The 24439-nt window shown below is 34.2% G+C and carries 27 protein-coding genes and 1 pseudogene; 26 read left to right on the plus strand and 2 right to left on the minus strand.

Annotated elements, in window-relative coordinates:
* Positions 1–37 precede the first annotated feature (37 nt).
* The 10 genes from EAH81_RS07000 to EAH81_RS07045 all read left to right on the plus strand — a co-directional run bounded on the left by EAH81_RS07000 (position 38) and on the right by EAH81_RS07045 (position 9943).
* Entirely contained in the window at positions 38–1456 is a 1419-nt protein-coding gene (locus tag EAH81_RS07000; protein WP_140505293.1) for an MBL fold metallo-hydrolase, read from the plus strand.
* A 401-nt stretch (positions 1457–1857) separates the two neighbouring features.
* Positions 1858–2427: a YeeE/YedE family protein gene (locus EAH81_RS07005; protein WP_140505295.1), complete on the plus strand. Its 570-nt coding sequence runs from the start codon at positions 1858–1860 to the stop codon at positions 2425–2427.
* Positions 2428–2455: 28 nt separating this feature from the next.
* Positions 2456–2935 (plus strand): DUF6691 family protein, encoded by a 480-nt coding sequence (locus tag EAH81_RS07010; RefSeq protein ID WP_140505297.1) that lies wholly within the window; start codon positions 2456–2458, stop codon positions 2933–2935.
* Between the two features lie 29 nt (positions 2936–2964).
* Positions 2965–3486, plus strand: a complete 522-nt coding sequence (locus EAH81_RS07015; RefSeq protein WP_140505299.1) for a GNAT family N-acetyltransferase — start codon at positions 2965–2967, stop codon at positions 3484–3486.
* Between the two features lie 196 nt (positions 3487–3682).
* Positions 3683–5260: a glycerol-3-phosphate dehydrogenase/oxidase gene (locus tag EAH81_RS07020; RefSeq protein ID WP_140505301.1), complete on the plus strand. Its 1578-nt coding sequence runs from the start codon at positions 3683–3685 to the stop codon at positions 5258–5260.
* A 27-nt stretch (positions 5261–5287) separates the two neighbouring features.
* Positions 5288–6781, plus strand: coding sequence for a glycerol kinase GlpK (glpK, locus tag EAH81_RS07025; RefSeq protein WP_140505303.1), 1494 nt, complete (start codon positions 5288–5290; stop codon positions 6779–6781).
* 21 nt (positions 6782–6802) lie between these two features.
* Positions 6803–7534: an MIP/aquaporin family protein gene (locus tag EAH81_RS07030; RefSeq protein WP_140505305.1), complete on the plus strand. Its 732-nt coding sequence runs from the start codon at positions 6803–6805 to the stop codon at positions 7532–7534.
* Between the two features lie 711 nt (positions 7535–8245).
* Complete coding sequence (locus EAH81_RS07035) at positions 8246–8704, plus strand: MarR family winged helix-turn-helix transcriptional regulator (protein ID WP_140505307.1); 459 nt, start codon at positions 8246–8248, stop codon at positions 8702–8704.
* Between the two features lie 10 nt (positions 8705–8714).
* Positions 8715–9347: an NAD(P)H-dependent oxidoreductase gene (locus EAH81_RS07040; protein ID WP_140505310.1), complete on the plus strand. Its 633-nt coding sequence runs from the start codon at positions 8715–8717 to the stop codon at positions 9345–9347.
* Between the two features lie 29 nt (positions 9348–9376).
* Positions 9377–9943 (plus strand): YceI family protein, encoded by a 567-nt coding sequence (locus EAH81_RS07045; RefSeq protein WP_140505312.1) that lies wholly within the window; start codon positions 9377–9379, stop codon positions 9941–9943.
* A gap of 88 nt (positions 9944–10031) precedes the next feature.
* Here EAH81_RS07045 and EAH81_RS07050 read toward each other — a convergent pair.
* Together EAH81_RS07050 and EAH81_RS07055 are read right to left on the minus strand one after the other, a co-directional pair.
* Positions 10032–10301 (minus strand): annotated as a pseudogene (locus EAH81_RS07050) (type II toxin-antitoxin system RelE/ParE family toxin); the annotation flags it as partial.
* A gap of 37 nt (positions 10302–10338) precedes the next feature.
* Positions 10339–10575, minus strand: a complete 237-nt coding sequence (locus EAH81_RS07055) for a hypothetical protein (protein ID WP_140505314.1) — start codon at positions 10573–10575, stop codon at positions 10339–10341.
* Between the two features lie 229 nt (positions 10576–10804).
* Between EAH81_RS07055 and EAH81_RS07060 the strand changes: the two genes are divergently transcribed.
* From EAH81_RS07060 to EAH81_RS07135, 16 genes are all read left to right on the plus strand, one after another.
* Positions 10805–12085 (plus strand): hypothetical protein, encoded by a 1281-nt coding sequence (locus EAH81_RS07060; protein ID WP_140505316.1) that lies wholly within the window; start codon positions 10805–10807, stop codon positions 12083–12085.
* A 295-nt stretch (positions 12086–12380) separates the two neighbouring features.
* Positions 12381–13781 (plus strand): anthranilate synthase component I family protein, encoded by a 1401-nt coding sequence (locus tag EAH81_RS07065; RefSeq protein ID WP_140505318.1) that lies wholly within the window; start codon positions 12381–12383, stop codon positions 13779–13781.
* A 111-nt stretch (positions 13782–13892) separates the two neighbouring features.
* Positions 13893–14342 (plus strand): hypothetical protein, encoded by a 450-nt coding sequence (locus EAH81_RS07070; protein WP_140505320.1) that lies wholly within the window; start codon positions 13893–13895, stop codon positions 14340–14342.
* Between the two features lie 80 nt (positions 14343–14422).
* Positions 14423–14989 carry an anthranilate synthase component II gene (locus EAH81_RS07075; RefSeq protein WP_140505322.1) on the plus strand — a complete coding sequence of 189 codons (567 nt, stop codon included), beginning with the start codon at positions 14423–14425 and terminating at the stop codon, positions 14987–14989.
* Between the two features lie 93 nt (positions 14990–15082).
* Positions 15083–15490, plus strand: a complete 408-nt coding sequence (locus EAH81_RS07080) for a GNAT family N-acetyltransferase (protein WP_140505324.1) — start codon at positions 15083–15085, stop codon at positions 15488–15490.
* A 78-nt stretch (positions 15491–15568) separates the two neighbouring features.
* On the plus strand, positions 15569–16561 hold the full coding sequence (trpD, locus tag EAH81_RS07085; protein WP_140505326.1) for an anthranilate phosphoribosyltransferase: 993 nt from the start codon (positions 15569–15571) through the stop codon (positions 16559–16561).
* A 74-nt stretch (positions 16562–16635) separates the two neighbouring features.
* The gene (gene trpC / locus EAH81_RS07090; RefSeq protein ID WP_140505328.1) at positions 16636–17421 is read left to right on the plus strand and encodes an indole-3-glycerol phosphate synthase TrpC; all 786 of its coding nucleotides are present in this window, start codon (positions 16636–16638) and stop codon (positions 17419–17421) included.
* Positions 17422–17567: 146 nt separating this feature from the next.
* Positions 17568–18200, plus strand: a complete 633-nt coding sequence (locus EAH81_RS07095) for a phosphoribosylanthranilate isomerase (RefSeq protein ID WP_140505330.1) — start codon at positions 17568–17570, stop codon at positions 18198–18200.
* A gap of 12 nt (positions 18201–18212) precedes the next feature.
* Entirely contained in the window at positions 18213–19394 is a 1182-nt protein-coding gene (gene trpB, locus EAH81_RS07100) for a tryptophan synthase subunit beta (protein WP_140505332.1), read from the plus strand.
* 149 nt (positions 19395–19543) lie between these two features.
* Positions 19544–19864 carry a gamma-glutamylcyclotransferase family protein gene (locus EAH81_RS07105; RefSeq protein WP_140505334.1) on the plus strand — a complete coding sequence of 107 codons (321 nt, stop codon included), beginning with the start codon at positions 19544–19546 and terminating at the stop codon, positions 19862–19864.
* Between the two features lie 59 nt (positions 19865–19923).
* The gene (locus tag EAH81_RS07110) at positions 19924–20661 is read left to right on the plus strand and encodes a carbon-nitrogen hydrolase family protein (protein ID WP_140505336.1); all 738 of its coding nucleotides are present in this window, start codon (positions 19924–19926) and stop codon (positions 20659–20661) included.
* A gap of 259 nt (positions 20662–20920) precedes the next feature.
* The gene (trpA, locus tag EAH81_RS07115) at positions 20921–21682 is read left to right on the plus strand and encodes a tryptophan synthase subunit alpha (RefSeq protein ID WP_140505338.1); all 762 of its coding nucleotides are present in this window, start codon (positions 20921–20923) and stop codon (positions 21680–21682) included.
* A 48-nt stretch (positions 21683–21730) separates the two neighbouring features.
* Positions 21731–21973 carry a hypothetical protein gene (locus tag EAH81_RS07120; protein WP_140505340.1) on the plus strand — a complete coding sequence of 81 codons (243 nt, stop codon included), beginning with the start codon at positions 21731–21733 and terminating at the stop codon, positions 21971–21973.
* A complete protein-coding gene (locus EAH81_RS07125) occupies positions 21964–22281 on the plus strand; it encodes a type II toxin-antitoxin system RelE/ParE family toxin (protein WP_140505342.1) in 318 nt (105 codons plus the stop codon). The genes EAH81_RS07120 and EAH81_RS07125 overlap by 10 nt, the downstream gene beginning before the upstream one ends.
* A gap of 214 nt (positions 22282–22495) precedes the next feature.
* Positions 22496–23125: a TetR/AcrR family transcriptional regulator gene (locus EAH81_RS07130; RefSeq protein WP_140505344.1), complete on the plus strand. Its 630-nt coding sequence runs from the start codon at positions 22496–22498 to the stop codon at positions 23123–23125.
* On the plus strand, positions 23115–24434 hold the full coding sequence (locus EAH81_RS07135) for a TolC family protein (protein ID WP_140505346.1): 1320 nt from the start codon (positions 23115–23117) through the stop codon (positions 24432–24434). Before EAH81_RS07130 ends, EAH81_RS07135 begins: the two co-directional genes overlap by 11 nt.
* Positions 24435–24439 lie beyond the last annotated feature (5 nt).

Consider the following 24439-nt stretch of genomic DNA (forward strand, 5'->3'; position numbering starts at 1 on the left):
ATTACCTTTGTATTCCCTTATTTTTAGAATACATATCATGAAAATAGAACAAATTTACACCGGATGTCTTGCACAAGGTGCTTATTATATTACTTCAAATGGCGAAGCGGCCATTATTGATCCGCTTAGAGAAATTCAGCCTTATTTAGATCGTTTAGAACGTGATTCGGTTAAATTAAAATACATTTTTGAAACGCATTTTCACGCTGATTTTGTTTCCGGTCATATCGATTTGAGCAAAGAAACTCAGGCACCAATTGTTTACGGACCTAATGCAGCTTGCGAATTTGACTGTATTTCTGCCAAAGACGGACAAGAATTCAAAGTTGGAGATATTACTATAAAAGCGTTGCATACTCCGGGACACACCATGGAAAGCACCACTTATTTATTGATTGACGAGAACGGAAAAGATCACGCTATTTTCTCCGGAGATACGTTGTTTATTGGCGATGTTGGTCGTCCTGATTTGGCTCAAAAAGCTGCTGGAATGACACAAGATCAATTGGCGGGAATTTTATTTCATTCTTTAAGAGATAAAATCATGACTTTGGCCGATGATGTAATCGTTTATCCGGCACACGGTGCGGGAAGCGCTTGCGGAAAAAACATGAGCAAGGAAACGGTTTCGACTATCGGAAATCAAAAAGCAACTAATTATGCTTTGCGCGCCGATATGACCGAAGCTGAATTTATCACTGAAGTTACGGATGGTTTATTACCTCCGCCAGCTTATTTTAGCATGAATGTTGCCATGAATAAAGGCGGTTACGAAAGTTTCGAATCTGTTTTGCATAACGGAATGAAAGCAATTGACGCAAAAGATTTTGAGGCTGTTGCCGAAGAAACCGGAGCTTTGATTTTAGACACTCGAAGAAATGTTGATTTCTATAAAGGATTTATTCCGCAATCAATTAATATAGGAATCAATGGAGATTTTGCACCGTGGGTTGGAACTTTAATTGCCGATGTAAAACAACCTATTATATTAGTAACAGAAACTGGCCTTGAAGAAGAAACTGTAACTCGTTTGAGTCGCGTAGGTTTCGATTCGATCATCGGACATTTAGACGGTGGCTTTGAAGCTTGGGAAAAGGCAGGTTTTGAAGTTGATACGGTTAACCGAATCTCGGCAGATCAATTCGCATCAGAATTTAAACCTCAAGAGAATAAAGTAATCGATATTCGTAAAGAAACCGAATACAGCGCAGAACATATTGATGAAGCTTACAATAAACCGTTGGCTTTTATCAATGACTGGGTAAAAGATATTAATCCGAACGAGCACTTTTATTTGCATTGTGCTGCCGGATATCGCAGTATGATCGCAGCTTCGATCTTGCAAGCTCGTGGTTTTAGAAACTTTACCGAAATCGAAGGTGGTTTTGGAGCTATTGCAAAAACTAATATTCCAAAATCTGATTTTGTTTGTCAGAGTAAGGTTTTGAAAGCATAAATATTTATTTTTACCATTAAGATATTAAGGTTATTAAGTTGCTGGCTTTTTGAAAAGTTTAAAAAGCATAACAATGAGCATAAGTTTTTACCATTAAGATATTAAGGTTATTAAGTTGCTGACTTTTGAAAGTAAAGTTTAAAAAAGCGTAACATTGAGCTAAGTTTTTACCATTAAGATATTAAGCTTATTAAGTTACAGACTTTTGAAAGTAAAGTTAGAAAAGTGTAACATTGAGAATAAGTTTTATCATTAAGTTTGTGAAGCAACTAAAACTTAATTTTCTTAATTTTTAATGGTGAAAAAACATTTAAGACATCCAGTTTGTTAAGCATCTAAATCTTAACTTTTCTTAATCTCTTAATGGTAAAAAAATAAAAATCTAATTTTTAAAGTACATTATGAATCTACTAGAAATTTTGAGAGAACCTTGTCCTTGGTATGTTGCAGGTCCGTTAATTGGATTAACCGTTCCTATTTTGTTGATTATCGGAAATAAGTCCTTTGGGATTAGTTCGTCATTGCGTCATATTTGTGCGATGTGTATTCCGGCAAATATTTCTTTCTTTAAATATGATTGGAAAAAAGAAAGCTGGAATTTATTTTTCGTTTTCGGAATTTTTCTTGGCGGAGTTATCGCGGCTTACTTTTTAGCGAATCCAAATCCGGTTGAAATTAATGCTAAACTTTCTGAACAATTAGCGACTTACGGAATCACCGATCATTCGGGATTACTGCCAAAAGAATTATTTTCCTGGGAAAGTTTATTCACGCTTCGTGGATTTATCATGATTGTTGTTGGTGGATTTTTAGTTGGTTTTGGAACTCGTTATGCAGGCGGATGTACAAGCGGACATGCAATTATGGGAATTTCAAATTTACAATGGCCGTCTTTGGTAGCAACCATCTGTTTTATGATTGGTGGTTTTATTATGGCAAATTTGATTCTGCCCTATATTCTTGCTCTTTAAGACATTCTTTCACTTTAAAATTTCAAAAATGAATAATTTAGAAAATAAAAATACAGATACAGAAGGAATCAACGGAAGCCAATTGAAAGATTCGGGATTCTCAAACCTGAAATATCTAATCGTTGGAATCTTCTTTGGAATCGTATTCGTTAAAGCCGAAATCATTAGTTGGTTTCGTATTCAGGAAATGTTTCAATTGCAATCTTTCTTTATGTATGGCGTAATTGGAAGTGCTGTTGTGGTTGGAATTATTTCTGTTCAGATCATTAAAAAATTCAATATAAAAACCATTCAGGGCGAAAAAATAGAAATTCAACCCAAAGTTTTCAGCAAAGGTCAAATTTATGGCGGACTACTGTTTGGTTTTGGCTGGGCAATAACCGGAGCTTGTCCCGGACCTCTTTTTGCTCAAATTGGAACTGGAGTTACAGTAATTGTGGTAACGCTTGTAAGCGCTATTGCCGGAACGTGGTTTTATGGTCTTATTAAAGATAAATTGCCTCATTAATATCCCGTTTATAGTTTAATATCACAAGAATGAGCAACACAACAACACAATTAATTTTAAGAAAAGCGGATCTTTCTGAAACACCTCTTATTTGGAATATCCTACAAGATGCTATTGAACAAAGACGACAAGACGGAAGTAAGCAATGGCAAGATGGCTATCCTAATGAACTTACGGTTAGCAACGATATAAAAAATGGTTATGGATATGTACTGACAGAAAACGAATTGGTTTTGTGTTACGCAGCCATAATCTTCGACAAAGAACCGGCTTACGAAGAAATACAAGGCAAATGGATTACTGATGGTGACTATGCCGTTGTTCATCGTGTAGCAGTTTCAAAAACAACAAAAGGCAAAGGCATTGCCACAAAGCTTTTCGAAAACATAGAAGATTTATGCATCAAACAAAATGTCTACAGCATAAAAGTTGACACCAACTTCGACAATATTCCTATGTTGAAAATTTTAGACAGATTAAATTATACCTATTGCGGTGAAGTGTTTTTTAGAGGTGCAGCACGAAAAGCATTTGAAAAGAAATTAGTATAAATTTCACTTTGATAAATAAAATCAAACCCGACATAATAAAAATCTGTCGGGTTTCTTTTTTTCCAAAACTTAGATTCATGAGCTCATTAAGACAAATATTCTCATTAAGAGCATTTCTTCATTTTACTTTCATTAAGTTTCATTAAGTTTACAATACGAGATCTTATCTTACAAAAAATAAACAAATCGCCGCCATATGAAACGCTCAGAGCAATTGTCGAAATTAAAAAATACCGAAAAGTGGGATGTAATTATAATTGGTGGTGGAGCAAGCGGTCTGGGAACTGCTCTTGATGCTGCAAGCAGGGGTTATAAAACAATTTTACTTGAAGCGGTAGATTTTGCTAAGGGAACTTCCAGCAGAAGTACCAAATTGGTTCACGGCGGCGTTCGCTATTTAGAGCAAGGCGATATTCACTTGGTCAAGGAAGCTTTAAAAGAAAGAGGATTATTGGCGAAAAATGCAGGTCATTTAGTTAAAAATCAATCTTTTGTAATTCCGAATTACAATTGGTGGGGCGGTTGGTTTTATACCATCGGATTGAAGATTTATGATTTATTGTCGGGGCGTTTGAGTTTAGGCAGTTCAAAATATATTTCGAAGAAAAAAACAATCGAAATGCTTCCTGCAGTCGAAAAAAAGGGTTTGGTAAATGGCGTTATATATCATGATGGACAATTTGATGATTCGCGTTTGGCTATTAATCTTGCTCAGACAGCGGTAGAAAAAGGAGCTTGCGTTCTAAATTATTCAAAAGTTGTACACTTATTAAAAGACGACAAAAACCAAGTCATTGGCGTAGAAGCAATCGATCATGAAACTGGCGATAAATATGAAATAAAAGGTTCAGCGATAATTAACGCAACGGGAGTTTTTACAAATGCCATAATGAAACTAAACGATACCGTTTACAAAAAATATATTGTGCCGAGTCAGGGAATTCATCTTGTCTTTGATAAATCCTTTTTACCGGGTGAGCACGCCCTTATGATTCCTAAAACAAGTGACGGAAGAGTTTTATTTGCTGTTCCGTGGCACAATCGTATTGTCGTGGGAACGACTGATACTTTAATCAGAAAACACAGTTTGGAGCCTATCGCTCTCGAAAGTGAGATTCAATTTGTTTTGGAAACTGCTCAACGTTTCTTGGCTAAAAAACCAACAAGAGCCGATGTTTTATCTGTTTTTGCGGGCTTGCGACCTTTGGCTGCTCCGGAAGAAGAAGGAAAAAGTACCAAAGAAGTTTCGAGAAGTCATAAAATTATTGTTTCAGAAACCGGCTTAATTACTATTACCGGAGGAAAATGGACAACGTACCGAAAAATTTCTGAAGATATTATAGACAAAGCAATCAAAACTGGTAAACTACCTAAAAAAGCGTGTAATACGGAGCATCTTCCAATTCATGGAAATCAATTGACTACTACTTTAGACAGAGAAAATCACCTATATATTTATGGTTCGGATATTCCTGAAATAATCAAATTGCAACAAGACGAACCTGAATTAAAAGAAAAACTGCATCCTGATCACGAATTTACAATGGCCGAAGTAGTTTGGGCTATTCGATATGAAATGGCAAGAACCGTTGATGATATTTTGGCAAGACGCGTTCGTTTATTATTCTTGGATGCCAGAGCCGCAATTGAGTCTTCTGAAAAAGTAGCGAGAATACTTGCTAAGGAAATTGGACACAATGAAACCTGGATCGAAAGAGAAATTACAAGTTTCAAAGAAATTTCAAAAGGGTTTCTTTTATCAGAATTTAGATAAACTTTATTAACTTATTACAATACAGTTATGCAAGATAAATTAATATTAGCATTGGATCAGGGAACGACTTCTTCGAGAGCCATTGTGTTCAATCATAAAGGAGAAATCGTTAGTCTTTCTCAAAAACCATTCAAACAAATTTTTCCAAAACCGGGATGGGTTGAACATGATCCGAACGAAATCTGGTCCTCTCAGATAAGTGTCGCTGCCGAAGTAATTGCAAAAGTTGGAATCTCAGGGAGAGAAGTTGCCGCAATTGGAATAACCAATCAACGCGAGACGACTATTGTTTGGGACAGGGAAACCAGTGAACCTATCTATAATGCAATTGTCTGGCAGGATCGAAGAACTGCAAAATATTGTGATGAATTAAAAGCAAAAGGACATGCCGAAATGATTCAGAACAAAACGGGCTTAATTCTGGATGCTTATTTCTCGGGAACAAAAGTAAAATGGATTTTGGATAATGTTTCCGGAGCACGTGAAAAAGCAGAACAGGGAAAACTTTGTTTTGGAACTGTTGACACCTGGCTAATTTGGAAATTAACCCGCAGTAAATTATTTATGACGGATGTTTCTAATGCCAGCAGAACTTTATTGTTCAACATTCATACTTTAGAATGGGATAATGAATTATTAGAATTGTTTGATATTCCGAGAGCCATGTTGCCTGAAGTAAAAGAAAGCAGCGAAATTTACGGAGAAACGGCTACTACTCTATTTTCAACAAAAATTCCTATTGCGGGAGTTGCGGGAGATCAGCAAGCTGCGCTTTTTGGACAATTATGTACTTCTTCGGGAATGGTAAAAAACACGTATGGAACCGGTTGTTTTATGCTAATGAATACAGGCGAAAAACCTATTCTCTCTACAAACAACTTATTAACTACTATTGCCTGGAAAATAAACGGAAAAACAACTTATGCTTTAGAAGGCAGTGTTTTTGTTGGTGGCGCTGCCGTACAATGGTTACGAGACGGAGCCAAAATGATTAACTCATCTGAAGAAATTGAGGCTCTTGCCTCAAGCGTACCCGACAACGGAGGCGTTTATTTTGTTCCTGCCCTAACCGGTTTGGGAGCTCCACATTGGGATCAATATGCAAGAGGTGCAATAATTGGAATAACCAGAGGTACAACAAATGCACATATTGCAAGAGCAACATTAGAAGGAATTGCGTACCAGGTAAATGATTTGGTAAAAGCTATGGAAGCTGATTTTGGAGGCAAAGGAATCGAATTAAGAGTTGACGGAGGCGCGGCAAATAATAATTTATTACTGCAATTTCAATCTGATATTCTTGGAACAAATGTCACACGTCCTAAAACTTTAGAAACTACAGCTTTAGGAGCCGCGTATTTAGCCGGACTTGCTGTTGGATATTGGAAAAACATCGACGAATTAAAAAAACAAGGAGCAATAGATAAAGTGTTTTCTCCTGAAATGCCCAAAGAAAAAGTTGACGCTCTTGTAAAAAACTGGGACAAAGCGGTTGGACGAACCTTAGACTGGATTGAATAATAAAACAAAAGAATCAAAGATATGACTCCATTTACAGCAGAAATTTTAGGCACAATGTTAATGATTTTATTAGGAAATGGCGTTGTTGCAAACGTTGTCCTTAAAGACACTAAAGGAAACAATTCGGGTTGGATGGTTATCACCGCAGCTTGGGGATTTGCCGTTTTTGTGGGCGTAACTGTTGCCGGACCAATTAGCGGTGCACACCTAAATCCTATTGTTACGCTTGGTTTGGCTCTTATTGGAAAATTTAGTTGGAATTTAGTTCCTGCCTATGTTCTGGCTCAAATGATTGGAGCAATGTTAGGTGCTTTTTTAGTATGGCTGTCTCACAAAGATCATTTTGCAGCAACGGAAGATGAAGGCACAAAACTTGCTTGTTTCTCTACATCACCTGCCATAAAAAATAATTTATCAAACTTAATTAGTGAGATCATTGCGACTTTTGTCTTGATTTTTTCCATCTTTTATATTGCGGGACCAAGTTTAAAAATTGCAGCCGATTCTAACGCAGTGATTGGTTTAGGAACCATTGGAGCACTTCCGGTAGCAATATTGGTATGGGTAATTGGTATGTCTTTGGGAGGAACGACGGGTTATGCCATAAATCCGGCAAGAGATTTAGGACCAAGAATTATGCATGCAATTTTACCTATAAAAGGAAACAGCAATTGGGGATATGCCTGGATTCCGATAATTGGTCCGATAATTGGGTCTGGTTTGGCGGCTGCTTTGTATTTAGCACTTAACTAATGTAAACTCAACAGATTTTTTGTCGGGTTTCTCATGTCGCGGGTTCGCTTGCAATGTCATTAAGTTAACCTTTTTGACTAGCCTCCAGCTTCAGCTGGAGGTATTGATACGCATAACAAAAGGCTTTAGCCAAATCACACATTTTTGACTAAAGCCCTCAGATTGATTTATATAAACTCCAGCTAAAGCTGGAGGCAATTCAAAACTATACTTTGCAAGAAAATTATAGTTTGAAAAAGCTTAACTTAATGACATTGGGCTCGCGTGAGGGATAGGAATAAACTGCCGAAGCAGTATGGATAGCCCGACAGCATCCTGATAAGAGGGCGTATACGCACACAGTAACTTTGCCCTCTTATCAGGATGGTGGCACGCCCTACTATTAAATTTTAGATTTCTGAGTTTAGATTTTAGATTTTTATCCTGAAAACTAAATCAGACAGTTTTAAAGACTTAAGATTGTGGATTTTTGCATAAGAGCTTTGTCAAAGTTTAAAAATTTGACAAAGTTGAACTTAGTTTAAACAATCGTTAAATATGATAAAAACACTATTTTAAATTAAAGAAATTATATTACTTTTATACTAATTATATAGGATTTGTATAGTTATATTTTTGCATTAATTCAATTAACGAAAAATTAACACAACGTTTGTATATACAAATATTAAAAGCTATACATTTGTACATACAAATTATACACTTACAACTATGACAATTGAAGAGGTTATAAAAAGTACAGTTAAGATGGATAATGCGAAAAAAGTTATTCTGAATATCATGTACACGCAAAATGTGATTCAGGATCATTTCAACGAGTTGATAAAACCGTATGATTTATCCGGAGAACAATATAATGTACTACGTATATTAAGAGGACAAAAAGGAAATCCTGCTAATATGTGTGTGATACAGGAACGTATGCTGGCAAAAACAAGCAATACAACCCGATTAGTAGACAAATTATTACTGAAAGATTTTGTTACCAGAAATGTTTGCCCAGGCAACAGACGAAAAATTGAAGTTCTAATCACTCAAAAAGGATTAGATGTTTTAAAAGATTTAGACCCAAAGGTAGATGAACATGAACGTTTGTTTGCTGAGAATATAAGTAAAGAGGAATTAGAATTATTAAATCAATTATTAGAAAAATACAGAACCAACAAATAAATTTAAAATTATGAGTACATTATTAGAAAATCTAAACTGGAGATATGCAACCAAAAAATTTGATGCAACCAAAAAAATATCTTCAGCAGATTTAAACACATTAAAAGAGGCCGTTAGATTAAGTGCTTCTTCATACGGATTACAGCCTTATAAAGTTGTTATTGTTGAGAATCCGGAAATCAGAGAGCAATTGAAAGCTGCAGCTTACGGACAAACTCAAATTACTGATGCTTCTCAATTATTCATTTTTGCGAATGACTTAAATGCCGGAGCAGAATCTGTAGATGCTTATATCAAAAATATTAGCGAAACAAGAGGTGTTCCTGTTGATGCTTTAGGCGGATTTGCTGACATGATGAAAGGTACAATTGCTAACTTATCTCAAGAGGCAAAAAACATCTGGACTGCAAAACAAACTTATATTGCTTTAGGAACTTTATTAAGTGCTGCTTCTGAATTAAAAATCGATGCAACTCCTATGGAAGGTTTTAATGCAGCTGCATTCAACGAAATCTTAGGCTTTGACAAACTAGGTTTAAATGCTTCAGTTATCGCAACTGTAGGTTACAGACATGATGAGGACGACGCTCAACATCACAAAAAAGTTAGAAAATCACACGAGAATTTATTTATCACTATATAATTTTATTAATCAAAATCAATTTTAACAACATGAAAAATTTAAAAACAATTGCAATAGCATTATTCGTAGCAGTGGCTAGTATCTCAGTAAATGCTCAAACTAAAAAAATCGACGTAAAAGCATCTACTATCAAATGGGTAGGTAAAAAAGTAACTGGAGAGCACTCTGGAACTGTAAACTTTAAAGACGGTGCTTTAGTTTTCAAATCAAAAAAATTAACTGGTGGTAGTTTCACTGTTGATATGACTTCATTGACTTCTACAGATTTAACTGGAGAATACCTAGGAAAATTAAACGGTCACTTGAAATCAGCAGATTTCTTTGGTACTGAAAAATTCCCAACTGCAAAATTAGTTTTCAAAACTATTGCTGTTAAAGCAACTGACGTTTATACTGTAACTGCTGATTTAACTATCAAAGGAATCACTAAACCAGTAACTTTTGATATTACTGTAGCTGGAAACACTGCTACAACTGCATTCAAAGTTGACAGAACTAAATATGATATTAAATACAACTCTGGTAACTTCTTCGAAAACTTAGGAGACAAAACTATCAATGACGATTTCGAATTGACTGTAGCTTTAAAATTCTAATATTTTAAACAGCATAATTCTTAATATTATAAGAAAAACCCCAATGGTTCAAAACTATTGGGGTTTGTTTTTATGACTTAATATATTATTATTTAGTTCTTTTTATATTTATTGGATCCTGACGTGTATCAAATACATCTAAAATTTCAACTGAATTTTTCTCTAAATTTATCCAATAAATAATTTTATAATTTTTAAAAACCAAATAACGAATTTCTTTTGGATGATCAATTAGAAGATCTTCTTTTTGTCCAATTACAGGTTGGTCTTTTAATTTTACTGTCTCTTTTGAAATACTCAAAACAAGTTTTCTTGCAACATCTAAACTTGCTTCTTTCTTATAATAATCAAAAATACTTTTTAACTCTTTTTAGCAAAATCAGTCCAATCAATTTTCAACTCCATTTCTCAATTTCAGAAATTAATTGATCAGATCCTGTTACACGTCCATTTTTAGAATCTTCTAAAGAATCAGAAATTCTCTTTTTAAAATCAGAAACTGACATTGGTTTTAATTCAGAATCTATTTTAGTTTCTTTCTTCAACAATTTTTCAAACTGAGAAATAGCTTTTTCACTTTCAAGTTTTAGGAAGTCTTTAATAAAAATCACTTTTCTAGTATCTAAATCCATCACATTTTATTTTTCTAAAAGTTACAAATTATCTTTAAATGAAAATTTAATTGCAAATAATTTTAAAATGACTCTCCAACAAAGTAAGTAAATATATTTCTTTCCAAAAAGATAACGTTGTTAATACTAAAATAACGCTTTCGTAATAACAGATAAGACTTTGATTAACATTGAGCTTCTACTTTTGGACTGATTAAAAAATCCAAAAAATAGAATCAAAATCATCGTTATGAAAACAAAAATACGTATTGCTATTATCACTTTACTAAGCACTTTTTGTCTACAAGCACAACAACAACCGAAAGGAATTATTGGCAGCTCTAACTGGATGAACAATTGGACCAATTTTAAACCTGCAAATACTGAATATAGCGAAGCTACAAATATAATTGCAGGAACTATTGACAAAGACACAAGATTAACGAAACGAAATACATATCAATTAGTTGGTGTGGTATATGTGACTAATAATGCTGTTTTAACAATCGAGCCCGGAACAGTTATTCGTGGTGACGATAAAACCTGCGGAACTCTTGTCGTAACAAATGGGGCAAAAATTATGGCAGAAGGTTTGGAAACAGATCCTATCGTTTTTACCTCAAACAGAGAAGTTACAGAAAGAAGACCTGGTGACTGGGGCGGAATCATTATATTAGGAAAAGCTCCAATAAACACCATTGGCGGAATCCATATTTTACCTTTTGATCTTGAACCAATGTTAAATCATTATGGAGGTGCAGATGCAGAGGATAATTCAGGAATTTTAAAATATGTGAGAATTGAGTATGCAGGTCGCAAACTAAGTTCATTAAAAGAACTTAACGGACTTTCTTTAGCAGGAGTTGGAAGAAAAACAGTTTTGAATAACATACAAATTAGCTTTTCAAATGATGATTCTTTCGAAAGTTATGGCGGAGATTTGGTTATGACTAATTTAGTTTCTTACAGAACTACTGATGATGATTTCGATTTTACACAAGGTGTTCAATGTAATATCAGCAACAGCATTGCGATTCGCCATCCTTTTTCGTCAGATGTATCGGGTTCAAGATGTTTTGAGGTGGATTCGTATGATAAAATTGGAAATACTGATATGACTAAAAAATTAACCAAAATAAATGCCAGCAATATTACTTTGGTAAATCTTGAAGAAAACAACCAAGGACTTGTCAGAGAATCTGTTTATGTTAGAGAAGATACCTTTTTTAATCTGACAAATAGTATCATTTCGGGCTTTACTCCTTTCGTTTTATTAGAATCAAATATTGGTGATGGACAAACAAATTTATCTAAAATCACTTTCAAAAATCTAATAGTTAACAATTGCAACGGTGGAATTACAAGCGAATCAAGCGGCGGAAATCCTGCAATTCAAAAATTCTACAGCGATCCGTCATTGCTAATAGATTATACTTCTATTAAAAACAGTGAATTGTTTACAATGCCTAATATCAAAGGAAATCCAGACTTTAGAATGAACGTAAACAATACTCTTGCAATTGGAAATTAAAGAATTAAAAAGCTTCTGTTTATTTGAAATTTAACAAATTTTAGGATTTAGAAAAGTTTTTTTTGAAAATTTATGTATTCTAATCCAAATTACATTTATATATTTGTCACATCAAAATAAGATATGAAAACAATAATGAACAATACTTGGTGGTGGAAGAATTTACGTCAAACGTCGTGAACAAAGCTTCCTATGGTATTGTAAAACTATAAATATAAAAGGCTTGTCATCACGACAAGCCTTTTTTTTTGGTCTGAACTTAAACAAAAATATTAAAATTAAAAAACAACATACTTTGAAACCTTTTATACTCAACACACACTACAAACAAATTCTGGCAGACACGATCACGCCGGTAAGTATTTATTTTAAAATCAGAGATAAATTCCCAAATAGCCTGTTATTGGAAAGTAGTGATTATCACGGAAACGACAATAGTTTCTCGTACATCTGCTGTAACCCGATTGCAACGATTAAAATCGAAAACGAAATCATCTCAAAAACTTTTCCTGACGGAACAACAGAACAAATTTCTATTGATGCTTCGACAAATATTCCGCAAGTAATTCAGGAATTTTCAAGTCAGTTTAAATCAGAGAAAAACGATTTTAAATTCATTAATAATGGTTTATTCGGATACATTTCTTACGATGCCGTTCGCTATTTCGAGAAAGTATCGATTGCAAAAAAAGACAGTGCGACTTTAATTCCGGACGTTTTTTACGCAGTTTACCAAAACATCATTGCAATTAATCACTTCAAAAACGAAGCTTATATTTTTTGCCATAGTTTAGACGGAAGAAACAATATCTCAGAAATTGAACAATTATTACAATCTAGAAATATTGCATCTTACAAATTCTCCAAAGAAGGTGAAGGTTTTTCTAACCTAACAGATGATGAGTTTAAACATAATGTGGCTTTAGCCAAAAAACACTGTTTCCGCGGAGACGTTTTTCAATTGGTTTTATCGCGTCGTTTTACACAAGGTTTCAAAGGCGACGAATTCAATGTGTATCGTGCTTTAAGAAGTATCAATCCATCTCCGTATTTATTCTTTTTTGATTATGGAGATTTCAAAATATTTGGGTCTTCGCCCGAAGCACAAATTATCGTAAAAAACAGAAAAGCCGAAATTCATCCAATAGCAGGAACTTTCAAAAGAACCGGAAATGACGAACAAGATGCCATTTTAGCCAAACAACTTTCGGAAGATAAAAAAGAAAACAGCGAACACGTAATGTTAGTCGATTTAGCCCGAAATGATTTAAGCAGAAACGGTCATGATGTAAACGTAGAAAAATACAGAGAAGTTCAGTTTTTCTCGCATGTAATTCACTTAGTTTCAAAAGTAACAGGACATTTACATGAAAAAGCTACAACGATGCAAGTCGTTGCAGATACTTTTCCGGCAGGAACTTTAAGCGGAGCACCAAAACACAGAGCGATGCAATTGATTGAAGATTACGAAAAAACAAATCGTAATTTCTATGGAGGTGCGATTGGTTTTATGGATTTTGAAGGAAATTTTAATCACGCAATTATGATCCGAACTTTCCTGAGCAAAAATCATCAGTTACATTGTCAGGCCGGAGCCGGAATCGTAGCAAGCTCAGACGAAGAAAGCGAAATGCAGGAAGTTTATAATAAATTAAGAGCATTGAATACAGCGCTGGAAATGGCGGAGAAAATTTAGTCATCAGTCGCAGTCACAGAACTTGAAACATTAACTAAAAAAACGGTCGCAGTTTTCAGTCGCAGAACCTGAAACTTGAAACCTGAAACAAATTAACTAATCAAAAAACCTATGAAAAATTATATTGCTTTTGTTATTGCTATCCTATTTTTCGCTTCATGTGAAACTAAGAAAGAATCAAACGTGCTTCCATTAAATGGAACCTGGCGTCTGATATCAGCAGAAACGACAGAAAAAGATTCAACATTCTCGACTTTCAATCCAAAAACAAAAATGATTAAAATTATAAATGATAGTCATTTTGCTTTTTTCAATCATGATTTGAATAACGGAAAAGATAGTACAGCAGCAGTATTCTTTGGCGGAGGTGGAAAATATACTTTGAAGGATAGTATTTATACCGAGAATTTAGAGTTTTTTAATAACAGACAATGGGAAAATGGAAAATTTGAGTTTGTAGTAAAAATTAAAAACGACACACTAACTCAAAAAGGAATTGAAAAAGTAGAAAAATTAGGCGTTGATCGAATTATCACTGAAAAATACGTTCGAGAAAAATAAAAAAACAATCAGTTTTCAGTCGCAGTTTTCAGTCACAGAACTTGAAACTTGAAACAAAGAAAACCTGAAACAAAATACTCATGAAAAAAATATTAGTTATAGACAATTACGATAGTTTCACTTATAATTTGGTGCACTATTTAGAAGATTTGAACTGCGAGGTAACCGTATACAGAAACGATGAATTTGATATTGACGAAATTGCTTCTTTCGACAAAATTTTACTTTCGCCAGGTCCCGGAATTCCGGATGAAGCAGGTTTATTAAAAGCTGTAATTCAGAAATATGCACCAACAAAAAGTATTCTTGGCGTTTGTTTAGGACAACAAGCGATTGGAGAAGTTTTTGGAGGAACACTTTCAAACCTTGATAAAGTATATCACGGCGTTGCAACAAATGTAAAAACTGTAGTTTCTGATGAAATCTTATTTGAAGGTTTAGGTAATGAATTCGAAGTAGGAAGATATCATTCATGGGTTGTTGACGCTGATTTACCTGATGTTCTTGAAGCAACTTCAATCGACGAAAATGGACAAATTATGTCGCTAAGACACAAAACGTTTGATGTAAGAGGCGTTCAGTTTCATCCGGAAAGTGTTTTGACTCCTAAAGGAAAATTAATCTTAGAAAACTGGATAAATAGCTAGTTTACAGTCTCAGTATTCAGTCTCAGTATTCAGTCTCAGTATACAGTCTCAAAAAAACTTAGTCTCTTAGTAACTTAGAACCTTTAAAGAAAAATGGAAATAACTATTTCAGAAACTAAAGAAATCAATATTGAAGATGTTTTGGTTTTATATCGGGCAAATGAATGGAGTTCTGCCAGTAAGCCTAATGAGCTTTACAACGGACTTTTAAATTCTGAAACCTTGATTACGGCTTGGGAAGGAAAAAAATTAATTGGACTTGGGAATGCGATTTCTTATGGATTTCTGACGGTTTATTATCCACATTTATTGGTTTTACCGGAATATCAGGGAAAAGGAATTGGAAAATTGATTATGGATAAAATGCAGGAGAAATACAGTCACTTTCATATGCAAATGTTAACTGCCGACGGAAGATCAGTTGATTTCTACAAGAAAAACGGATTTGAAAGAGCTGGAAAAACAGAACCAATGTGGATTTATCAAGGAAATGAACATTAAAAAAACAGTTTTCAGTCGCAGTCTCAGTTTTCAAAAACTTAGCAACTCAGCAACTTAGAATCTTAGCAACTTAAAAGAATGAAAAATATATTAAATAAATTAATCAATCACGAAGTACTTTCTAAAGAAGAAGCCAAAAACGTATTGATTAATATCTCAAGCGGAAGTTATAACCCAAGTCAGATCTCGGCATTTTTGACCGTATTTATGATGAGAAGTATAACGATTGAAGAACTTTCGGGATTTCGTGAAGCATTATTAGAATTATGCATTCGCGTCGATTTATCCGCGTACAACACGATCGATTTATGCGGAACGGGCGGCGACGGAAAAGATACTTTTAACATCTCGACTTTAGCTTCCTTTATATCAGCCGGAGCAGGAATAAAAGTAGCCAAACACGGAAATTACGGTGTTTCTTCAATCTCAGGATCGAGCAACGTAATGGAAAAAATGGGAATCAAATTCAGCAATGATCCATCGTTTTTAGAAAAATGTATTGACAAAGCCGGAATTTGCGTTTTGCACGCTCCACTATTTCACCCGGCAATGAAAAACGTTGGACCAATCAGAAAAGAATTAGCTGTAAAAACATTCTTTAATATGTTGGGACCAATGGTAAACCCATCATTTCCACAAAATCAACTGGTTGGAGTTTTCAATCTTGAATTGGCTCGAATGTATGCTTATTTATATCAAAATACCGATATCAATTTCACGATTTTACATTCGCTTGACGGATATGATGAGATTTCTTTAACAGGTCCAACCAAAACGATAACATCACATATGGAAGGAATGTTAAACCCCTCAGATTTTGGCGTTAGACTTTTGTCACAAAGCGAAATCGAAGGCGGAAAAACCATCGAAGAATCTGCAGATATGTTTATCAATATCCTATCCGGAAAAGGGAACGAAGCACAGAATAATGTAGTTTGTGCCAATGCCTCAATGGCAATTGCTACAGTTACAAAATGTTCTCCGCTAGAAGGTTTTGAATTGGCAAAAGAAAGTCTGTTCTCCGGGAAAGGATTAAAAGCATTACAAACACTACAAGAATTAAGCAAATAAAAAACAAACACAAATTTCACGAATTAGCACTAATAAAATTTGCGTCTTTGTGACTTTGTGGCAAAACAACAGCCATGAATATTTTAGATAAAATAATATTTGACAAACAACGAGAAGTCGTTCTTAAAAAATCGATCATTCCGGTTTCGCAATTGGAAAATTCTGTATTTTTTGGTAGAGAAACGATTTCTTTAAGTCAAAAACTTAGAACAAGCTCAACTGGAATTATTGCAGAACACAAACGTCGCTCTCCTTCAAAATCAGTAATCAATCATAGCTTTACGGTTGAAGAAGTAGTAAAAGGTTATGAAAATGCAGGCGCTTGCGGAATCTCTGTTTTAACCGATGGAAAATATTTTGGAGGTTCTCTTGACGATTTACTTTTAGCAAGAGCGAGTGTAAATATTCCGCTTTTGCGAAAAGAATTTATTGTCGATGAATATCAGATTTTAGAAGCCAAAGCTTTTGGTGCCGATTTGATTCTGTTGATCGCAGCGGTTTTAACTCGCGAAGAAATCAAATCATTATCAGAATTTGCCAAGAAATTAGGATTAGAAGTTCTATTAGAAGTTCACAATCAGGAAGAATTAGAAAAATCGATTATGCCAACTTTAGATATGATTGGGGTAAACAACAGAAATCTAAAAACTTTCGAAGTAAGTCTGGATTTCAGCAAACAATTGGCATCACAAATTCCGGATGATTTTGTAAAAGTTTCAGAAAGCGGAATCTCGTCAATCGAAGCCATTTCAGAACTTAGACCTTACGGTTACAGCGGTTTCCTAATTGGAGAAAACTTCATGAAAACTGATAACGCAGGCAAAGCAGCAACAGAATTTATAAATAATTTAAAGGCTTAAAAAGTTTGCCACGAATTTCACGAATTTTCACTAATTCAATTCGTGCTAATTCGTGAAATTCGTGGCAAAAAAACTTTGCGCCTTCAGTCTTTATAGCAAAAAAAATTAGTGTCTTAGCGCCTTCGTGGCAAAAACAAACAACAAAAATGAAACTCAAAATATGCGGCATGAAATATCCCGAAAACATTCTCGAAGTAGGTGCACTCCTACCCGATTATATGGGATTTATTTTCTGGGAAAAGTCCGCTCGATATTTTAACGGAACAATTCCGGAACTTATCAAAACAATCAAAAAAGTAGGCGTTTTTGTAAATCAAAATCAGGAAGAAATTCTCGAAAAAGTTACAAAATACAATTTGCAAGCCGTTCAGCTTCACGGAAATGAATCTGTAGAATTTTTATCAGAATTAAAAAAACAATTGCCTAAGAAAATTGAAATCATAAAGGTATTTTCAGCAGATCAAGATTTTGATTTTGAAATTATAAAGCCATTCGAATCGGTCTGTGATTTCTTTATGTTTGATACCAAAGGAAAATTACCCGGAGGAAATGGAACCACTTTTGACTGGACGATATTAAAAAAATACAAATCTGAAAAGCCCTTTTTTTTGAGTGGCGGAATCGGAATAAACGAATTAAAAGCTATAGAAGAAATTTCAAAAACGAATCTTCCTATTTATGCCGTCGATATAAATAGTAAATTTGAAATCGAACCCGGGCTAAAAAACAAAAATCTATTTAGCAATTTCAAACGAAAATTTGATGTTGCCAACTTTTAAAATTGGAATAAAATGAATTTTAACGTCAACGAAAAAGGATATTACGGAGAATTTGGAGGAGCTTATATTCCTGAAATGTTATATCCAAACGTAGAAGAATTACGCCAGAATTATTTAAAAATAACAAGTGAGCCAGATTTTAAAGCCGAGTTCGATCAGTTATTAAAAGATTACGTTGGCCGCCCAAGTCCGCTTTATTTTGCAAAGCGACTATCTGAAAAATACAATACCAAAATCTACTTAAAAAGAGAAGATTTAAATCATACCGGAGCGCATAAAGTCAACAACACAATTGGGCAAATATTGGTAGCACAACGTCTGGGTAAAAAACGAATTATTGCTGAAACCGGAGCAGGTCAACATGGAGTCGCAACCGCAACAGTTTGTGCTCTTATGGGATTGGAATGTATCGTGTATATGGGCGAAATTGACATTGCACGTCAGGCACCAAACGTAGCGCGTATGAAAATGCTAGGCGCTGAGGTTCGTCCGGCACTTTCAGGATCAAGAACCTTAAAAGATGCTACAAACGAAGCTATTCGTGACTGGATCAATAATCCCGTTGACACACATTATATCATTGGATCTGCAATTGGACCGCATCCTTATCCGGATATGGTGACTCGTTTTCAGAGTGTCATTTCAGAAGAAATCAAATGGCAGTTAAAAGAAAAAGAAGGACGCGAAAATCCTGATTATGTAGTTGCATGCATCGGTGGCGGAAGTAATGCTGCCGGAACTTATTATCACTTTTTACACGAGCCTGAAGTTGGTATTATTGCCGTTGAAGCAGCCGGAAAAGGGGTTGATAGCGGTCACAGCGCAGCAACGAGTAAATTAGGAAAAGTTGGTGTTATACACGGTTGCAAAACTCTTTTAATGCAAACTCCAGACGGACAAATTACGGAGCCTTATTCGATTTCTGCAGGTCTGGATTATCCCGGAGTTGGACCAATGCATGCGCATTTGGCACAAACAGGACGTGGCGAATTCTTCTCCGTAACGGATGATGATGCTATGAATGCAGGTTTGCAGCTTACGAAACTAGAAGGAATTATTCCGGCAATAGAAAGCGCGCATGCTTTTGCGGTTTTAGATCAAAAGAAATTTAAACCAACTGATATTGTCGTAATCAGTCTTTCGGGTCGTGGTGACAAAGATCTAGACAATTATATTGATTATTTTAAGTTATAAAAATAGTAATTTGGGCGTTCCCTCCGGTCGGGCTTTCGGCTATATTCCCGATTAACAAAAACTACGGCTAAAAAGCCTTGTTTTTCTAAATCGGGAGATACCGCCTCTATCCCTAACGCAAAAAACAAACAACGAGAAAAATAGTAATTATGGAAAAGTTATTCTCTTACGGAACATTAAGGTCAAAACAAATTCAAATGCAAATTTTTAATAAAGTTCTGACTGGAACTTCTGATCAGCTGCTGGGCTATAAACTAAAAAGTCTGCAAATTGAAGAAGAATTTGGAATGGCAGATTACGTTGTAGCAGTACCCAGCGCAGATTCTTCAGATCCGATACACGGTGTTGCTTTTAATATTTTGGCTTCAGATTTAGCTAAAGTAGATATATTCGAATCTAATGCCTATAAAAGAGTTCAGGTAACATTGAGTTCTGGAATAGTGGCATGGGTTTATATTGAAAATAAATAATCGAAACTAACAAAAATACCTAACAGGTTTTCGAAACCTGTTAGGATAAACAAAACAAAATGATTTTAGCAGCGGCACAAACAAAACCAACACGAGGAGATATTGAAACTAATTTATCAGATCATTATCGTCTTATTGATTTGGCAGTGCAAAATGGAGCACAATTAATCGCATTTCCCGAAATGTCTATTACAGGTTATGAAAGAGAAAATGCTCAAAAATTGGCTTTCAAAAAAGACGATTCAAGACTGGCACATTTAAAAAAATTAGCAGTCGAAAATAATATCATTATTATTACCGGTGCGCCAATTCAAGTAGAATCAGAATTGTTTATTGGGGAATTTATTATTTCTCCTGATAATTCGGTAAAAATTTATACGAAGCAATTTTTGCATGAAGGCGAAGATGAATTCTTTCAGTCTTCTTTCGATTATAATCCGATGATTACAATTGAAGATCAAAAGATTTCGTTTGCCATTTGTGCTGATATTGATAATCCGTTACATCCTGAAAATGCCTGCAAAAAAGAAACTGATATTTATATTGCGAGTATTTTCTTTACGCCAAACGGAATTCCAAATGCGTATCGGGATTTACAAAGTTATGCTCAAAAGCACAAAATGAATGTTTTGATGTCGAATTTCAGTGGAGAATCCTGGGGATCAACTTCGGCAGGACAAAGTGCTTTCTGGAATAACAAAGGGGAATTAATTGCGCAAATGAATGATTCAGATTCCGGATTATTAATTATAGAAAATCACGATGATAATTGGACAAGTCGGGGTATTATCGATTAAAAAAAATGCTACAGATTAAAATGTTTCTTAGTGATTATAGCTGCAAATTATTTCACGCAGATTTAAATTGATTTAAGCCGATTCTAGCAGATTTTTTCACTTAAATCTATTTTAATCTGCTTCAATCTGCAGAATCTGCGTGAAACAAAAAATCTAAGAGAATCTTTTTATCCCGATAGCTATCGGGAGTGGTAAAAAAACAAAGCTTAATAACATACCTAACAGGTTTTGGAAACCTTTTAGGATAACAATAAAAAAAATGAACAGAATAACTCAAAAATTACAAGAAGATAAAAAGATACTTTCTATTTATTTTTCGGCTGGATATCCTAATTTGAATGATACGGTTCAAATCATTCAGGATTTAGAAAAAAATGGTGTTGACTTAATCGAAATCGGTTTGCCTTTTAGTGATCCTTTGGCAGACGGGCCAACGATTCAGGCAAGTTCCACACTGGCACTTCATAACGGAATGACAACTCAAATTCTTTTTGATCAACTGAAAAACATCCGCGAAAGCGTAAAAATTCCGTTGATTATTATGGGATATTTCAACCCGATGTTACAATACGGAATTGAAGCTTTTTGTAAAAAATGTGCCGAAATTGGAATCGATGGTTTAATTATTCCAGATTTACCCGTTGATGTTTATGCAGACGAATACAAAGCTATTTTCGAAAAATACGGTTTGATCAACGTTTTCTTAATTACGCCACAAACTTCTGACGACCGTATTCGTTTTATCGACAGCGTTTCAAACGGATTTATTTATATGGTAAGTTCAGCAAGTGTTACGGGTTCTCAATCAGGTTTTGGAAATATTCAGGAAAGTTATTTCGAAAGAATTGCAAACATGAATCTTAAAAATCCACAAATCATAGGCTTCGGAATTTCAAATAAAGAAACTTTTAACCAAGCGACTAAATTTGCAAAAGGAGCTATTATTGGAAGTGCTTTTATCAAACATTTGAGCGAAAATGGAAGTGGGAAAATTGAAGAATTTGTTGGGGAGATTAGGTAAATAACATCGCTTAAAATTATTTTGTACATTTGAATAAAATTAATTATCATGGATTTAGAAGCTCGTAAAATATCTTTCGTACAAGAATTTCTAAGACTTGAAAGTGAAGAAATAGTTATTCATCTTGAAAATTTACTTCACAAACAAAAAGTTGAATTATTGGATCAGGAAATGAAATCAATGAATGTTGATCAATTTAATAAAGAAATTGATCAATCTTTAGATGATGCAAAAAATAGCCGAATTATAAGCGCTAAAGATTTAAAATCTAAATTTCAAAAATGGGATTAACCGTTTATTGGACACAATTGACTCAGGACAAGCTTGAAGACATTTTTGAATATTACAAATTTAAAGCGGGGATTAAAGTTGCTCAAACTTTAGTAAATGGCATTATTGACAGTTCACTTTCATTAGAAATAAATGCTTACAGTGGGCAAAAAGAAGTACTTTTATCTACTAGAGCGGAAGATTTTAGATATTTGGTTTTTAAAAATTACAAAATAATTTATTGGATCGACGAGGCAAGGCAATTAGTATATGTGTCAAATATTTTTGACACGAGACAAAATCCTCAAAAACTTGCTTTAGGGAAATAAAAAATGAAAGCGTTACGCATAAAATAGTTGGCAATGTTGACATAGGCTGAATCAATATCAAATGATATTTTTTCAGCTTTTTTTATGTCTTTAAAAACCAAGTATTAACATAAAATCACTACAAGGTTTTCTGTTAATATTATGTTAAAATAAAATTAAACAACTGTTTAATTTAAACACTTGTTTAATTTTGTACCCGATTAGAAACACTACCATGTCAAACATCGAATTAAACGATAAAAAAATTCAGATTCTTGAGGTTGCTGAAAAGCTATTTTCTGAAAAAGGATTCGAAGGTACATCGATACGGGATATCTCCAAACATGCAAAAATAAATATTGCAATGGTTTCGTATTATTTTGGTTCAAAAGAAAGACTTCTTGAGGCTTTAATTCTTTATAAAACATCTGATTTAAAACTACAACTCGAAAATTTATTGCAAGAAAATCTCGAACCTGTAGAAAAAGTCAATAAATTAATCGAAATTTACGTTAACGGAATTTGCCTTAATAAAGGCATTTACAGAGTCTTACATTTTGAACTTAATACAAAAAAGAGAGAAAAAAGCATGATTGCTTTTACTGAATTAAAAAAAGGAAATCTAAAATCTGTTGAGAGGATTATTACTCAAGGTCAGGAAAAAGGTGTTTTTAGAAAGGATATTATAATTCCGCTTATCACGCCTACTATTATTGGAACCTTTTTTCATTTTCATATGAATAAATCTTTCTTCGAAGAATTATTGGATTTAAAAACAGAGGAAATGTTTAATAATTACATTAAAACCAGTCTTACAAAGCACATTCAACAAACTATAAAAGCGCTACTTGTTTATGAAAATTAGTCAATTAATGCTCTTTGGAGTTTTCTTTATCGGAATATCTTCAGTAGAAGCACAAGAAAAAACAAGTTTAACCTTAGACGAAGCCGTTAAATTGGCCTGGGAAAAAAGTAACGAAGTTACGCTTGCCAGCACTAAGGTAAACACAAAAAAGTACGAATTACAAACGGCAAAAAACAATCAATATCCTGATATTAAAGTTTCCGGACAATATCAACGCCTTACAAAAGCATCGATTGATATGCCTAATCAGGGCGAAAGCAAATCTTTGGCATCTCCTGACAGAGCAATGCTTGGAATGGCAAATTTGAGCTTACCTCTTTTTGCAGGATTTAAAATTCAAAATGGCATTGAAGCATATGACAACTTGTATGAAGCTGAAAATTCAAATGCTGCTAAAACAAAAGAAGATGTCGCTTTAAGAGTTATAACTTATTATACAGCTCTGTACAAAGCGCAAAAAACTTTGGATGTTTTAAATGAAAATCAAAAAAGCGCTAAACAGCGTGTTACTGATTTTACAGAACTAGAGAAAAACGGAATTATCCCAAGAAATGACTTATTGAAGTCACAATTATTAGTTTCAAAAACGCAATTATCTATTGATGAAGCTAATAACAACCTTAATAACATCAACTTTTATTTAACTACTTTACTAAAGTTAGATCCAAGTACAAAACTTCAGGTTAACGAAGATGATTTCTTTAATTTAAAAACTAATAACGCTCCAACATCTGACCTTTTAGCTCTTGAAAACAGAAAGGATTTAGAGGCTATCCGTTTCCAACAAAAAGCTTCAGAGGCAAATATTAGAGTGGCTAAAGCTGCATATTATCCAACACTTGCATTACTTGGTGGTTATACTGCTTTAGATCTTAAAGACATTATCACTGTAAAATATGCAATGAACTTTGGGTTAGGTTTAACTTATGACATTTCTGGAATTTACAAAAATAGTGCTCACGTAAGAGAAGCTGAAAGCAGAGCTTTGGAAGTAAAAAATACAGAAGCTGTAATGACAGATCGTATTAAAGTTGAAGTTCAAAAATCTATTGAAGATTATGACTTGGCTATTAACCAAAGTGTGGTTTATGATCAGGCACTTCAACAGGCATCTGAAAACTACAGACTTGTAAAAGATAAGTTTGATAATGGTTTAGCAGATACCAATGATTTGGTTGAAGCTGATGTTGAGCAATTAAGCGCCAAAATCAATACTGCTGTATCTAAAGCAACTATTATTCAAAAATATTACGAATTACTATCCGTATCAGGACAATTATCACAATCATTCAATCTTTCTAAAATATAATCGAT

Source organism: Flavobacterium pectinovorum, assembly GCF_006438875.1.
Taxonomy (GTDB): Bacteria; Bacteroidota; Bacteroidia; order Flavobacteriales; family Flavobacteriaceae; genus Flavobacterium; species Flavobacterium pectinovorum_A.

Bases quoted from the DNA above. Each gene is read 5' to 3' on its own strand.
- EAH81_RS07000 (WP_140505293.1), top strand. From the start codon at position 38: ATGAAAATAGAACAAATTTACACCGGATGTCTTGCACAAGGTGCTTAT.
- EAH81_RS07005 (WP_140505295.1), top strand. From the start codon at position 1,858: ATGAATCTACTAGAAATTTTGAGAGAACCTTGTCCTTGGTATGTTGCA.
- EAH81_RS07010 (WP_140505297.1), top strand. From the start codon at position 2,456: ATGAATAATTTAGAAAATAAAAATACAGATACAGAAGGAATCAACGGA.
- EAH81_RS07015 (WP_140505299.1), top strand. From the start codon at position 2,965: ATGAGCAACACAACAACACAATTAATTTTAAGAAAAGCGGATCTTTCT.
- EAH81_RS07020 (WP_140505301.1), top strand. From the start codon at position 3,683: ATGAAACGCTCAGAGCAATTGTCGAAATTAAAAAATACCGAAAAGTGG.
- glpK (WP_140505303.1), top strand. From the start codon at position 5,288: ATGCAAGATAAATTAATATTAGCATTGGATCAGGGAACGACTTCTTCG.
- EAH81_RS07030 (WP_140505305.1), top strand. From the start codon at position 6,803: ATGACTCCATTTACAGCAGAAATTTTAGGCACAATGTTAATGATTTTA.
- EAH81_RS07035 (WP_140505307.1), top strand. From the start codon at position 8,246: ATGACAATTGAAGAGGTTATAAAAAGTACAGTTAAGATGGATAATGCG.
- EAH81_RS07040 (WP_140505310.1), top strand. From the start codon at position 8,715: ATGAGTACATTATTAGAAAATCTAAACTGGAGATATGCAACCAAAAAA.
- EAH81_RS07045 (WP_140505312.1), top strand. From the start codon at position 9,377: ATGAAAAATTTAAAAACAATTGCAATAGCATTATTCGTAGCAGTGGCT.
- EAH81_RS07055 (WP_140505314.1), bottom strand. From the start codon at position 10,575: ATGGATTTAGATACTAGAAAAGTGATTTTTATTAAAGACTTCCTAAAA.
- EAH81_RS07060 (WP_140505316.1), top strand. From the start codon at position 10,805: ATGAAAACAAAAATACGTATTGCTATTATCACTTTACTAAGCACTTTT.
- EAH81_RS07070 (WP_140505320.1), top strand. From the start codon at position 13,893: ATGAAAAATTATATTGCTTTTGTTATTGCTATCCTATTTTTCGCTTCA.
- EAH81_RS07075 (WP_140505322.1), top strand. From the start codon at position 14,423: ATGAAAAAAATATTAGTTATAGACAATTACGATAGTTTCACTTATAAT.
- EAH81_RS07080 (WP_140505324.1), top strand. From the start codon at position 15,083: ATGGAAATAACTATTTCAGAAACTAAAGAAATCAATATTGAAGATGTT.
- trpD (WP_140505326.1), top strand. From the start codon at position 15,569: ATGAAAAATATATTAAATAAATTAATCAATCACGAAGTACTTTCTAAA.
- trpC (WP_140505328.1), top strand. From the start codon at position 16,636: ATGAATATTTTAGATAAAATAATATTTGACAAACAACGAGAAGTCGTT.
- EAH81_RS07095 (WP_140505330.1), top strand. From the start codon at position 17,568: ATGAAACTCAAAATATGCGGCATGAAATATCCCGAAAACATTCTCGAA.
- trpB (WP_140505332.1), top strand. From the start codon at position 18,213: ATGAATTTTAACGTCAACGAAAAAGGATATTACGGAGAATTTGGAGGA.
- EAH81_RS07105 (WP_140505334.1), top strand. From the start codon at position 19,544: ATGGAAAAGTTATTCTCTTACGGAACATTAAGGTCAAAACAAATTCAA.
- EAH81_RS07110 (WP_140505336.1), top strand. From the start codon at position 19,924: ATGATTTTAGCAGCGGCACAAACAAAACCAACACGAGGAGATATTGAA.
- trpA (WP_140505338.1), top strand. From the start codon at position 20,921: ATGAACAGAATAACTCAAAAATTACAAGAAGATAAAAAGATACTTTCT.
- EAH81_RS07120 (WP_140505340.1), top strand. From the start codon at position 21,731: ATGGATTTAGAAGCTCGTAAAATATCTTTCGTACAAGAATTTCTAAGA.
- EAH81_RS07125 (WP_140505342.1), top strand. From the start codon at position 21,964: ATGGGATTAACCGTTTATTGGACACAATTGACTCAGGACAAGCTTGAA.
- EAH81_RS07130 (WP_140505344.1), top strand. From the start codon at position 22,496: ATGTCAAACATCGAATTAAACGATAAAAAAATTCAGATTCTTGAGGTT.
- EAH81_RS07135 (WP_140505346.1), top strand. From the start codon at position 23,115: ATGAAAATTAGTCAATTAATGCTCTTTGGAGTTTTCTTTATCGGAATA.